This window comes from Pseudomonas sp. KD5 (genome assembly GCF_012932895.1).
Lineage (GTDB): Bacteria > Pseudomonadota > Gammaproteobacteria > Pseudomonadales > Pseudomonadaceae > Aquipseudomonas.
Map to the genome: position 1 here is coordinate 21,122 of NZ_JDWJ01000001.1, position 12,659 is coordinate 33,780.

Annotated in this window: 13 protein-coding genes; 3 read left to right on the top strand and 10 right to left on the bottom strand. The window is 59.5% G+C overall.

Annotated features, from left to right (window positions below; translation table 11 throughout):
- Positions 1-25: 25 nt before the first annotated feature.
- From minE to minC, 3 genes are all read right to left on the bottom strand, one after another.
- Positions 26-280: a cell division topological specificity factor MinE gene (gene minE / locus AF70_RS00110; RefSeq protein ID WP_007940845.1), complete on the bottom strand. Its 255-nt coding sequence runs from the start codon at positions 278-280 to the stop codon at positions 26-28.
- Complete coding sequence (gene minD / locus AF70_RS00115; RefSeq protein WP_007940844.1) at positions 280-1,092, bottom strand: septum site-determining protein MinD; 813 nt, start codon at positions 1,090-1,092, stop codon at positions 280-282. The genes minE and minD overlap by 1 nt, the downstream gene beginning before the upstream one ends.
- 201 nt (positions 1,093-1,293) lie before the next feature.
- Entirely contained in the window at positions 1,294-2,031 is a 738-nt protein-coding gene (minC, locus tag AF70_RS00120; protein ID WP_026331736.1) for a septum site-determining protein MinC, read from the bottom strand.
- Between the two features lie 118 nt (positions 2,032-2,149).
- On the opposite strand from minC, the gene AF70_RS00125 reads away from it, so the two are divergent.
- Both AF70_RS00125 and AF70_RS00130 read left to right on the top strand, forming a co-directional pair.
- Positions 2,150-3,082 carry a lipid A biosynthesis lauroyl acyltransferase gene (locus tag AF70_RS00125; RefSeq protein ID WP_019579693.1) on the top strand — a complete coding sequence of 311 codons (933 nt, stop codon included), beginning with the start codon at positions 2,150-2,152 and terminating at the stop codon, positions 3,080-3,082.
- 35 nt (positions 3,083-3,117) lie between these two features.
- On the top strand, positions 3,118-4,290 hold the full coding sequence (locus AF70_RS00130; protein ID WP_019579694.1) for a patatin-like phospholipase family protein: 1,173 nt from the start codon (positions 3,118-3,120) through the stop codon (positions 4,288-4,290).
- A gap of 51 nt (positions 4,291-4,341) precedes the next feature.
- On the opposite strand, the gene AF70_RS00135 is transcribed toward AF70_RS00130, so the two are convergent.
- The 7 genes from AF70_RS00135 to puuE all read right to left on the bottom strand — a co-directional run bounded on the left by AF70_RS00135 (position 4,342) and on the right by puuE (position 11,695).
- Positions 4,342-5,127 carry an outer membrane protein OmpK gene (locus tag AF70_RS00135; RefSeq protein WP_028941051.1) on the bottom strand — a complete coding sequence of 262 codons (786 nt, stop codon included), beginning with the start codon at positions 5,125-5,127 and terminating at the stop codon, positions 4,342-4,344.
- 482 nt (positions 5,128-5,609) lie between these two features.
- Positions 5,610-6,968: a nucleobase:cation symporter-2 family protein gene (locus AF70_RS00140; RefSeq protein ID WP_028941052.1), complete on the bottom strand. Its 1,359-nt coding sequence runs from the start codon at positions 6,966-6,968 to the stop codon at positions 5,610-5,612.
- A gap of 230 nt (positions 6,969-7,198) precedes the next feature.
- Complete coding sequence (locus AF70_RS00145) at positions 7,199-8,500, bottom strand: urate hydroxylase PuuD (RefSeq protein WP_019579697.1); 1,302 nt, start codon at positions 8,498-8,500, stop codon at positions 7,199-7,201.
- A 51-nt stretch (positions 8,501-8,551) separates the two neighbouring features.
- Positions 8,552-9,055: an ureidoglycolate lyase gene (locus AF70_RS00150; RefSeq protein WP_018925187.1), complete on the bottom strand. Its 504-nt coding sequence runs from the start codon at positions 9,053-9,055 to the stop codon at positions 8,552-8,554.
- A 115-nt stretch (positions 9,056-9,170) separates the two neighbouring features.
- Positions 9,171-10,166: an allantoicase gene (gene alc / locus AF70_RS00155; RefSeq protein WP_007940834.1), complete on the bottom strand. Its 996-nt coding sequence runs from the start codon at positions 10,164-10,166 to the stop codon at positions 9,171-9,173.
- Between the two features lie 90 nt (positions 10,167-10,256).
- The gene (gene uraD, locus AF70_RS00160) at positions 10,257-10,772 is read right to left on the bottom strand and encodes a 2-oxo-4-hydroxy-4-carboxy-5-ureidoimidazoline decarboxylase (protein ID WP_028941053.1); all 516 of its coding nucleotides are present in this window, start codon (positions 10,770-10,772) and stop codon (positions 10,257-10,259) included.
- A complete protein-coding gene (puuE, locus tag AF70_RS00165) occupies positions 10,769-11,695 on the bottom strand; it encodes an allantoinase PuuE (RefSeq protein ID WP_007940832.1) in 927 nt (308 codons plus the stop codon). The genes uraD and puuE overlap by 4 nt, the downstream gene beginning before the upstream one ends.
- A 435-nt stretch (positions 11,696-12,130) precedes the next feature.
- Between puuE and uraH the strand changes: the two genes are divergently transcribed.
- A complete protein-coding gene (uraH, locus tag AF70_RS00170) occupies positions 12,131-12,484 on the top strand; it encodes a hydroxyisourate hydrolase (RefSeq protein ID WP_028941054.1) in 354 nt (117 codons plus the stop codon).
- Positions 12,485-12,659 lie beyond the last annotated feature (175 nt).

The window sequence follows — 12,659 nt, forward strand, 5'->3', positions numbered from 1 at the left end:
CCGCCGTGGCTCCCGCCGGATCGACTCAGCGATCTGGCAGGGTGATATTGAGTTCCAGAATCGAGCAGCTGCCCTGGTTTTCCAGAGCGACGTGCACGTCATCGGACCCGATATTGACGTACTTGCGGATCACTTCCACCAGTTCCTTCTGCAAGGCTGGCAAGTAGTCCGGCGTACTGCGTTGGCCGCGTTCATGCGCCACGATGATCTGTAGACGCTCTTTCGCTACCGAGGCGGTACTGGGCTTTTTGTTGGCACGAAAGAAGTCAAAAAGGTTCATTACCTACCTCCAAAAAGTCGCTCGAAGAATCCCTTCTTCTCGACATCGAGGAAACGATGGTCCACGGTCTTGCCCAACAGACGATCGACAGCATCGCTGTACGCCTGGCCGGCGTCGCTCTGGTCGTCGAGAATCACCGGCACGCCCTGGTTGGAGGCCTTGAGGACGGCTTGCGATTCTGGAATCACGCCCAGCAGGGTCACCGCGAGGATTTCCTTGACGTCTTCGACGCCGAGCATTTCGCCGTTGACGACGCGCGTAGGGTTGTAGCGGGTCAGCAACAGGTGTTCCTTGATCGGGTCTTCGCCGTTTTCGGCGCGACGGGACTTGCTGGCCAACAGGCCCAGCATGCGGTCCGAGTCACGTACGGAGGAGACTTCCGGGTTGGTCACGACGATCGCTTCGTCAGCGAAGTACATGGCCAGGTGGGCACCTTTCTCGATGCCGGCCGGGGAGTCGCAGACCACGAATTCGAAATCTTCTTTCAACTGCATCAGGACTTTTTCTACGCCTTCCTGGGTCAGCGCGTCTTTGTCGCGAGTCTGACTGGCGGCCAGCACGTAGAGGTTTTCCAGGCGCTTGTCTTTGATCAGGGCCTGTTGCAGGTTGGCTTCGCCGTTCACCACGTTGACGAAGTCATACACCACGCGGCGCTCGCAACCCATGATCAGGTCGAGGTTACGCAAGCCGACGTCGAAGTCGACGATAACTGTTTTGTGACCACGCAGAGCGAGGCCGGTACCGATAGCGGCGCTGGTGGTGGTCTTACCCACACCACCCTTGCCGGATGTAACCACGAGAATCTTGGCCAAGGTGTTTTACCCCTAAGGAAAAAGGACGTTTAGCCCCTGAAAAACATCTCTTGAAAAACTACTGCAGTCGGACAGCCTTGGCTGGAATCCGGCTTTGAGCGGTATCTACCCCCGGTAAACACTGCTTTTAGCCTTTTTCCTACTTCGTTTGAGCCGTTTTCGCTACGTTTTAGAGATGCTTGGAAAATGCGGCAGTATCCGTTAAAGCCGAATGATGTTCAACACGTCACCCGACAGGCTGACTTGTACTCCGGCGCCCCACAATGGATCGCGGCGCAGGTCCTCGGAAACCTTGTAGTGACCGGCGATGGAGACCAGTTCAGCGGTCATTTGCTGACAGAAAATCCTGGCTTTCGTATCACCTTTGACGCCGGCCAACACACGACCGCGCATCGCGCCGTATACATGGATGTTGCCGTCGGCGAGAAGTTCCGCCCCCGGGCTGACCGACGAAATCACCACCAGATCGCTGCCCTGGGCATAAATCTGCTGGCCACCACGTACTGGCGACGTGATGATTTTTGTCGGTTTGATGGTCGGCTCCGGTGGTTTTTCCGGTTTTTTCGCTACGACGCCTTCGAGCGGGTCGAGCGGGCGTTCCCGTGCGCCGGACGGCGGCAGCACTGGCAGATCGACCGCAATGGCCGCTGCGATGTCTTCGATGCGGCTGGCGCGGATCGCCAGGGTGCGCAGGCCATGCTGGCGGCAGATGCGCATCAATCCCGGCAGGTCGACCGAGCCTTCGCTGGCCGGGAGTTTGTCCAGGGCCAGTACCAGTGGCGCATTACTGAAGAAGTTGGGCGCCTGGGCGACCTTGGCGGCCAGTTGCCGATCAAGGTTCTCGAGGTCGTTACGGGCCAGTTCCAGCACCGTAATGGCCAGCATGCTGCCCTTCAACTGGAACACGGGATCTTGGTCTAGCGGTTCGGTTTGGCTCATGGTCGGCATACAACGGCTTGTCACTAAAAGTGCCGAGACTTATAACGAGAACGCCCGCAGGCCGCAAGCCGGGTCGAACGATGTAGAATGCGCGGCCATTAACTTTCCGGAACCTTTAATGGAACGCCCGCGATTTCGAACAGCATTTCTTTCTCCGCGTTTCTGGCCGCTGTGGTGTGGCCTGGGGCTGTTGTGGCTGATTGTGCAGTTGCCGTATCCGGCGTTACTGGCGATCGGTCGCGCCCTGGGCGCATTGATGTACCAAGTGGCCGGCGACCGACGGCGCATTGCCAAGCGCAATCTTGAGCTGTGTTTCCCTGAAAAATCCGCTGCCGAGCGCAAACGCCTGCTCAAGGAAAACTTCGCGTCCACCGGCATCGCCTTCTTCGAGATGGCCATGAGCTGGTGGTGGTCGCGCAAGCGTCTGGCGAAATTGGCCCATGTCGAAGGCCTGGAACATTTGAAACAGGCTCAGGCGGACGGCAAGGGCGTGATTCTGATGGCCGTGCACTTCACCACGCTGGAGATCGGCGCGGCGTTGCTCGGTCAGCAGCACACCATCGATGGCATGTACCGCGAGCACAAGAATCCGCTGTTCGACTACATCCAGCGCCAAGGTCGCGAGCGGCACAACCTCGACTCGCTGGCGGTGGAGCGCGACGACGTGCGTGGCATGCTCAAACTGCTGCGGGCAGGGAGAGCGATCTGGTACGCACCGGATCAGGACTACGGCGCCAAGCAAAGTATCTTCGTGCCGCTGTTCGGGATTCAGGCGGCAACTGTCACCGCCACCAGCAAATTCGCACGTTTGGGCAAGGCGCTGGTGGTGCCGTTCACCCAGGAGCGCCTGGCTGACGGCAGCGGTTATCGACTGGTGATTCATGCCCCGCTCGAAGGCTTTCCTGGCGAGACGGAAGAGGCCGATTGCATTCGGATCAACCAATGGGTGGAAGGTGCGTTGCGCGAATGTCCGGAGCAATATCTCTGGGCGCATCGGCGCTTCAAGAGCCGCCCACCGGGCGAGCCGAAACTGTACGCCAAACGCGGTTGAGTCACCGATCCCTTTAAGCACCATGGAGTGTTGCAATGAGTCCTGCTGAACCGGTTACAGGGTTGATTCTTTCCGGCGGTGGGGCTCGTGCGGCCTATCAAGTAGGCGTGCTGGCAGCGATTGCCGAGCTGCTGCCGATGGGGGCGACGAATCCGTTTCCGGTGATCGTCGGCACCTCGGCCGGTGCGATCAACGCGGTCAGCCTGGCCAGTGGGGCGATGGATTTTCGTGGCGCGATCGAGCGTCTGACGGCCTTCTGGCAAGGTTTTCGTAGCCATCTGGTATTACGCAGCGATTGGCCGGGGGTGATTCATCAGGCCACCCGTTTTGTCAGTCACAACCTGATGGGCATTGGCTCGCCGGTGCCGGTGGCCCTGCTTAACAGTTCGCCGCTGCGCCGCTTGCTCAATCACAAACTGCACATGCCCGGGATCGCCGAAGCGATTGCGCAAAAGCAATTGCGGGCCGTAGCGGTTACAGCGTTCGGCTACGAGTCCGGCCAGGCTGTCACGTTTTATCAGGGTGGCGGCACCATCGAGTCCTGGTTGCGCCATCGGCGAATCGGCGTGCCGACCCAACTGACTGTCGACCATCTGCTCGCCAGTTCCGCGATTCCATTGCTGTTCGCACCGGTAAAAATCGGCGAAGAATATTTCGGCGATGGCGCGGTGCGTCAATCGGCACCGATCAGCCCGGCCCTGCACCTGGGCGCCAGTCGCGTGCTGGTGGTGGGCGTCAGCGGCAACCCGCGCGGGATCGATCCGCAACAGCCGCTGCAACGTGCCTACACCGGTCAGCAGCCGACCCTGGCGCAAGTCGGTGGGCACCTGCTCAACAGTACGTTCATTGACAGCCTGGAAAGCGACATCGAGTTGTTGCAGCGTCTGAACCAGTTCAGCCATCTGCTGCCCGACGGCATCTCGAGTCGTGCATTGGGAGCGGCGCCAGTGGATGTGTTGGTGATTTCACCGAGTCAGCCGATCGATGAAATTGCCGCGCGGCATCGCCAGGAACTGCCGGCAGCCTTGCGCCTGTTTTTACGCGGGCCGGGGGCGACCAAGACCAGCGGGGCGGGGGTGCTGAGTTATCTGCTGTTCGAGGCGGGGTATTGCAGCGAATTGATTGACCTGGGGCGGCGCGATGCGTTGGCCAAGCGCGATGAGCTGTGCCGGTTTCTGGGGTTGGTGGAGCCTGCGGTTCCGGCTTGAGGTTTGTGGTGTGGCAATCGCGGGCAAGCCTTGCCCGCGAAGCTTTTACGATCAGAAGTGGAACTTCACCAGGAAGCTCGTGTTGCTCTGATCGGTCTTGAAGTACTGGCTGTCCCTGATCCCGTACTTGTCCGACCAGTAGTCGTACTCGACACCCACATACAACTGCTTCTCGCCAATGTTCAGCGCTTTGCCCAAGTCGTATTTGATCTGCGGGTTGAAGTGCAGGTTGGCGTGGTAGGTGCCTTTGCTGTTCTTGTCGTTGTCGACCACCCAGTCCATGAAACCATCGATCAGGATGTTCGAATCGCCCACCGGAATGGTGTAGGACCAGACCGGGGTGATCTGCCAGACGTTGTCACCCGGGCGGCTGCCTTCGGTGTGACGCTGGTAGAAGTTCAGCTGGAAGTAGTCGAAGCCAGGAATCGCCAGGTCGAAACCAGGACCGATCAGGTAAGACTCGGTATCGCCTTCACCGAACTCGTACGTCATGGCCAGCAGCACGTCCTTGACCGGACCGAACTCCAGTTTCTGGTCGAAGATCTTGCCAAACGACAAGCGTGGGCTGATTTCGCCGTAGTAGGTGTTCGAACCGACGCCGGGGTCGTCCTTGCCGTTGTAGAAAATCTTGTCGACGAACACGAAGTTGTCGCCGTATTTCCATGCATCGGCGTGCTCGAAAGTGACGGTTTGCTGAATGCGCGGGTTGACCTGGAAGTCCTTGCCATAGAGGTAGGTCAGGCTGTTGTTCTGCCATTGCAGCAAGTCGCCGGCCATGGCCTGGCCCCCGGCCAGCAAGGATCCCGCGAGCATCAGGCTGGTGCACGTACGTTTCATTCGGTTGCTCCCAAAAAGTAGGTGGTTCCACGTTATTTTTCTAAGGTCGGCGCTCTGGTGTGGCGCCTTTTCTTGCTGCTGTAAAAAATCATCCATACGGTCAGCTTTGGTGCTGTTAGCAAGAGCTGAGCCAAGGCTTTCAAAAAGCCAAAAGACGCCCGTTCGGCTGTTCGAAAACAGTCGATCGAGCGTTATTTTTGAATGCCTTGATACTGCCCAGGGCCGGGGTAAGTTGGCTTTCTGGTCAGGAATTAAATCCGGGCTTTTTTTTAGACCGGATTCGGGCGGCCGCGGAGAATACTGACTCCTTGGCCAGGTCTCAAGTGCCCCGCAACGGAGCACCGGCGACAGATGTGGGGCATTGCTGAACGACAGACTTGTCTGGGTACGAATCATCTGTTGCTCCCTCTTGTTTTTATTGTTTGAGGTGCAGGCAGCCGCCCCTGTGGGAACTCGCCACAGGGTGTGTGCTTTGTACTGGGTCAGTGCGTGTGGGCGTGGCAGTCGTTGACGGCTGCGCGTTCGTGACCGCCTAGAATGTTGAACAACAGGTTCAATGCCAGGGCGCTAAGCGTGGCCATTGCGATGCCGCTGTGGGTGATCGGGCTCATCCACATCGGCAGGTGGGCGAAGAATTCCGGACGCACCACCGGGATCAGCCCCATGCCGATGCTCACCGCCACCAGCAACTGGTTGCGTCGGTCACCGATGTCGGCTTCCTGAAGAATCTTGATCCCGGTGGCGGCGACCATGCCGAACATCGCGATTGCCGCACCGCCCAAGACCGCCGGCGGAATCGACGCCACCAGGAACGCGGCTTTCGGCAGCAGGCTCAGCACGATCAGTAAGCCACCGGCGACGATGGTCACCGAGCGGCAACGTACGCCGGTCATTTGTACCAGGCCGATGTTCTGAGCGAATGAGGAGTGGGTGAAGGTGTTGAAGAAGCCGGCGAAAAACGAAGCACCGGCATCGCACAGCAAGCCACGACGCAGCATCCGCGGCGTGACGTCCTGGCCGGTGATTTTGCCCAGCGCCAGGAACATTCCGGTGGACTCGACGAAGATGATTACCACCACCAGGCACATGGACAGAATCGGTGCGAGCTCGAATTTCGGCATGCCGAAATGCAGCGGGGTGACGATTTGCAGCCACGGCGCCTGGTCCATGCCGCTGAGGTCGACCATGCCGATCACGCCGCAAATCGCGTAACCCAGGCACATGCCGATCAGCACCGAGATGTTGACCCAGAATCCGCGCATGAAGCGATGGACCAACAGAATGGTGGCCAACACCAGTGCGGCAACGGCCAGATAAACAGGCGAACCGAATTGAACCGCGCCAGCACCGCCACCGGCCCAGTTCACGGCGACGGGGAACAGCGACAAACCGATTGAGGTGATGACGGTGCCGGTCACCAGCGGCGGGAAGAAGCGTACGACTTTGGACATGAAGGGCGCGATGAGCATGCCGAAGAAGCCGGCGGCGATGGTCGCGCCGAAAATCCCTTGCAGGCCGATGCCGGGCATCCCGGCCATGGCCACCATGCTGCCGACCGCGGCGAAACTGGCGCCCATCATCACCGGCATGCGAATGCCCATCGGGCCGATGCCCAGCGACTGGACGATGGTGGCGATGCCGGCCACCAGCAGGTCGGCGTTGATCAGGAAGGCGATTTCTTCACGGTTCAGGCCGGCGGCCTGCCCGATGATCAGCGGCACTGCAATGGCGCCGCCGTACATCAGCAGAACGTGTTGCAGACCGACCAGAATCAGTTGCACAAGGGGTAAACGTTGAATGGCGGGTGCGTCGGGGATGCGCGCTTCGGATAGCTCGGACATGCAACACCTCGGATCTTTTTTATTCTTGTGATTTTTGTATCAGGGGGACCTGTGGCGAGGGAGCTTGCTGTGGCGAGGGGGCTTGCCCCCGTTGGGCTGCAAAGCAGCCCCAATCCCAGCAATCGCGTTCTATCTAGAGGACCGCATCCGCCGGTTTTACGACCGCTTCGCGGTCGAACGGGGGCAAGCCCCCTCGCCACACAAACCCTATCTCCACAATGGCTTATTACTTACTTGGTAGGAGCTCCCTGAACAATCCACGCGCCGATCAGGTCACGTTCCTGCTGGGTCATCTGGGTGATGTTGCCCAGTGGCATGATCTGGCTGGTGACCGCTTGAGCCTGGATGCGGGCAGCGTTCTGGCGGATCTGTTCTGGCGTATCGAACATCACGCCGGCCGGTGCGGCACTGAACAGCGGGCTGGTGGGCTTGGCCGAGTGACAGACAGCGCAACGTTCCTGAATCACGCTGTGAACCTTGTCGAACGTCGGGCCCTGATTCGAGGCCTGGGCTGGTGCAGCGGCAGGCGCATCAGGTTTCGCCGCTTCAGGTTTGGCACCACCGCCGAGGGCGGTTTCCGGCAGCGGCTGGTACTCGATGGTCCCAGGAGCCTTGGCCACTTCAGGTGCGCTGGACATCGGCGTCGGGCCGGTCACGTAGGCCAGGCAAATCATGCCGACCGCCGCAACGGGCAGGGTCCAGGCGAATTTGTGGCTGTCGTGACGGGTGTTGAAGTAGTGACGCACCAACACCGCCAGCACCGCGATCCCGGCCAGGATCAGCCAGTTGTACTGGCTGCCGTACGTGCTCGGGAAGTGGTTGCTGATCATGATGAACAGCACCGGCAAGGTGAAGTAGTTGTTGTGCCGCGAACGCAGCAAACCTTTGGCCGGCAGCGCCGGATCGGGCGTGCGGTTTTCGGCGATCGCCGCCACCAGGGCGCGCTGGGCCGGCATGATGATGCGGAACACGTTGCCGACCATGATAGTGCCGATGATCGCGCCGACGTGCAGGTACGCACCACGACCGCTGAACACTTTGCTGAAGCCGTAGGCGGCGCCGATGATCAGCACGAACAGAATAAAGCCGAGCAGGGCAGGGCGTTTGCCCAGGGCCGAGTCGCAGAGGAAGGAGTAGATGAACCAGCCGATGAATAACGAGCCGAGGCCAATGGCCACGCCTTCAGGACCACTCAGGGTGCTGCCCGGTGCCAGCAGGTACAGCGTCGGGTTGGAGTAGAACACCACGCACAGCAGCGCGATCCCCGACAGCCAAGTGAAATAGGCTTCCCATTTGAACCAGTGCAGGTTGTCCGGCATGGTCGGTGGAGCCAGTTTGTATTTTTCCAGGTGGTAGATACCGCCGCCATGGATCGCCCACAAATCGCCCGCCAGCCCGTTTTTCGGGTTGACCCGATTGAGGTTGTTTTCCAGCCAGACGAAATAGAACGACGCGCCGATCCAGGCCACGCCAGTGATCATGTGAACCCAGCGCACGCTCAGGTTCAGCCATTCCAACAGATGTGCTTCCACAGTCTTTACCTCTCGCCTGTCACCCTTGTTGTCGAGTGATCAGACCTTCTCTTATTGGTGGGGGGCGAGGATCAAACACTCATCCTCTTGGAAAAAATGCTCATCGCAGTTATTGCCTGTGCCACTGCGATCAACCACCAGGAAGTCATCCCGCTTTTCGATCGTCAGCACCGGGTGGTGCCAGACGCCGCGATGGTAATTAATGCCCTGCCTGCCGTTGGTGACGAAGGCGCGGACCAAGCCTGATACAGGTGCATCGCCAAGTGGCGCGACCACGATCAGAAAGGGGTTGCCGAGCAGCGGAATGAACGCCTGACTGCCCAGCGGATGGCGCTCCAGCATGCGCACGGTCAACGGCATGTCCTGCGCGTCGGCGCGGAAGATGCTGATGATCGCCTTGTCCTCTGGCGTGGCGGTTTCCACCGTCGCCAGTTTGTGGAAGCGCATGGTCGAACCGTTGTTGATCATGAAGTGATCGCTGCCGTCGGTTTCGATCACGTCACCGAAAGGGGCGAAGGCTTCTTTGGTCAGCGGTTCAATCGTCAATGTGCGCATGCTGGTCTTCTTAATCTCGAGTGTGTTGGGGTACTGCTTTTGTAGGAGCCGGCTTGCTGGCGATGGCGTCAGTGAGGGCGCTATCGCCAGCAAGCCGGCTCCTACAGGCTCAGCATTACTTCGCGACCTTGCCCAAAACGCGCAGGCGGCTCACACCACCATCCGGGAACACGTTCAGGCGGATGTGGGTGATCGGGCCCAGCGCCTTGATCTGCTCGGCGAAGGTGTGTTCGGCGTGCATTTCCAGCTTCTGGCTTGGCAGCAGTTCGCGCCAGAACAGCGATTGGGTTTCGATCTGGCTGTCGGTGCCGCCCTTCACGAATGCGCCCTGGATCGAGCAGCTGTCCGGGTAGTTGCCCTTGAAGTGCAGGGTGTCGACGATGACTTTCTCGACTTCACCGGCATGGCCCAGCGCGACGATCACCCAGTCATTGCCCGGGGTACGACGACGTGCGGTTTCCCAGCCATCGCCCATGTTGATGCCACGGCCCGGGTTGAGGATGTTGCTCATGCGGCCGAAGTGTTCGTCGGAGCAGGCGAGGGCGCGACCGCCGTTCAGGGCGGCAGCCAGGTCGACTTGTTCGTTGTCGCCAACGGCCGACCAGTCGCGGAACGGAATGCCGTACACGCGCAGACGGGCCACGCCACCATCCGGATAGATGTTGAAGCGCAGGTGGCTGAACGCCTGGTCGTTATTGATTTCGTGGTAGTGGTGGCTGTTGCCCTGCAGCTCGACGGCCGACAGCACTTCAGTCCACTGGGTGTTTTCGTCCGGCTCGCCCGAGGCCAGGAAGCAGGCTTCCAGGGAGGCCGATGGCGGGTAGTTGCCGGTGAAGAATGAAGTGTCGATGTCCACGCCTTTGATCGAACCCGGTACGCCCAGGCGGATCACCGCGCTGTCGTAGCCTTCGAAGCGCTTGCGGCGCGACTCCCAGCCGTCCATCCACTTGCCGTTGTCATCGAACACGCCCTCCTTCCACACGGCCGGGGTCGGCTGGAACAGACGGTTGGCGTCTGCGAACCAGTCATCGGTGACCGAGATGATTTTGGTGCCCAGACGGGCGTCGGCCAGGTTGACGAACTTCTCGAAAGGTACGGCGTAAGCTTTCATTCTTCTTGTCTGCCTTTAATAAGTTGGCTTGGGATGCTTGCAGGGCCCTGGGCTCGTTCTGCGTTCGGGAACTCGCTCGGGCCAAGGTCGCTATAGGGTCAGTAATCGGAACAACGCGATTTTGTTGATCTCCGCCAGCGCGCATTTGAATTCGGTGTCGACCGAGTTGTGAATGCGCGTTTCGAACGCCGCGAGGATCTGATGCCGGTTGCTGCCTTTTACCGCCATGATGAAGGGAAACTTGAACTTGGCCTTGTAGGCGTCGTTCAGCTCGGTGAAGCGCTGGAACTCATCGCTCGAGCATTGGTGGATACCGGCGCCGGCCTGTTCATGGGTGCTGGCTTCGGTCAGTTGGCCCTGGACGGCGGCTTTGCCGGCCAGGTCCGGGTGAGCGTTGATCAGGGCCAGTTGGCTGGCGTGATCGGCGCTCAACAGGATGTCGCTCATGCGCTGGTGCAGGGTTTCGATCTGGTCGATCGAAGCGTCCTGGCCCAGGTCGAAGGCCTTCTCGGCCACCCATGGCGAGTGTTCGTAGATGTCGGCGAAGGCGGCGACAAACGCGTCGCGGCTCAGGCTCGAGGGTTTCAGCGTTTGAAAGGTGCTCATTTGGCAGCCCCTTGGTACGGGTGGGTTTGCTGCCAGTGGCGAGCGATGTCGACACGGCGGCTGAACCACACCTGTTCATGACTTTTAGCGTATTCGATAAAGCGCTTGAGCGAGGCCAGGCGCGCCGGGCGGCCGATCAGCCGGCAGTGCAGGCCGATCGACAACATCTTCGGTGCCTCGGCGCCTTCGGCATAAAGAACGTCAAACGCGTCCTTCAGGTATTCGAAGAAGTCGTCGCCCTTGTTGAAGCCCTGGACCTGGGTGAAGCGCATGTCGTTGGTGTCCAGGGTGTATGGAATCACCAGGTGTGGCTTGCCGGTCGGGTTGTTCGGTTCCCAGTAGGGCAGGTCGTCGTCGTAGGTGTCGCAGTCATAGAGGAAACCGCCTTCTTCCATCACCAGCCGACGGGTGTTCGGGCCGGTGCGGCCGGTGTACCAGCCCAGCGGGCGCTCGCCGGTGATTTCGGTGAGGATGCGGATCGCTTCGAGCATGTGCTCGCGTTCTTGCGCTTCGTCCATGTACTGGTAGTCGATCCAGCGATAGCCGTGGCTGCAGATTTCGTGGCCGGCCTCGACCATCGCGCGGATCACGTCCGGGTGACGCTGGGCGGCCATGGCCACGGCGAAGATGGTCAGCGGGATGTCGAATTCCTTGAACAGTTTCAGAATCCGCCAGACGCCGGCACGGCTGCCATACTCGTAAAGGGATTCCATGCTCATGTTGCGCTCGCCTTGCAGCGGCTGCGCCGAGACCATTTCCGAGAGGAAGGCTTCGGACTCTTTATCGCCGTGAAGGATATTGCGCTCGCCACCTTCCTCGTAGTTGAGCACGAAGGACAGGGCGATGCGGGCATTGCCCGGCCAGTGTGGGTGAGGAGGGTTACTGCCGTAACCGATCAGGTCGCGTGGGTAGTCAGCGCTCACTGCAGTCTTCCTTCTTGTTCGTGTCGACTTGTTCAAAGTCAGGGTGTGTGTGGCGGCCTGGCGATGAGAGGGCAGGCTGGCGTCACAGCGATGGAGTGATTGTATACAACTTTATATTAACTTTGTAAGCCTGATTTTTTGCATTTTTCACTGACTGCTCTCATTGGAGGGTACTGCAAGAAACCTGCCTGACTGGTCAGCTAATTGATAGAAGGTCCACTGATCTTATGGTTTGGCGCAAGATTCGCCTGCAAACCCTGAATGCCGTTGGTGGCAGTAAAAATGTCGTTTTTATTGTGTACAATTTTTTTGAAAAATGTCTTAATCAGTCGCTCGCCGCAACTTTTCGTGCTCCGGAACGGTGCGGTCTCCTTTTCAACTGACTTCGGGAGGCGCGAGGTCTGACTGCTCCACGCAGGCAGGCGCGCAGAATCAATGGGACGTTTGACTACACACGTTTTGGACGCTGCACACGGTTGCCCGGGCAGTTCGATAAAGGTCGAGCTGTACCGCGTCGAAGGCTCGCAGCTGGAACTGGTCGCCACGGTGCTCACCAACAGCGACGGCCGGGTCGATGCGCCGTTGTTGCAAGGCGATGACTACCGTACCGGGGTCTATCAGCTGCAATTTCATGCGGGCGATTACTACCGCGCCCGGGGCGTTCAGCTGCCTGAGCCTGCGTTCCTCGACGTGGTGGTGCTGCGGTTCGGCATCTCTGCCGAACAGGATCACTACCATGTGCCTTTGCTGATTTCGCCATATAGCTATTCCACGTATCGCGGCAGCTGATCCCCCAAGCAGCTGCCTCAACCTGGAAGCGACTGCGCATATAGCTTCTTTGGTCTTTCGCCCGCTCACACTGCGGGCTTTTTTTCGCCTCCAGGAATGTCAGGTCTGACGCCATCGCGAGCAGGCTCCCACAGGTGTATGCATTCCAATGTGGGCCTGCTCGCGATGCTTTTCG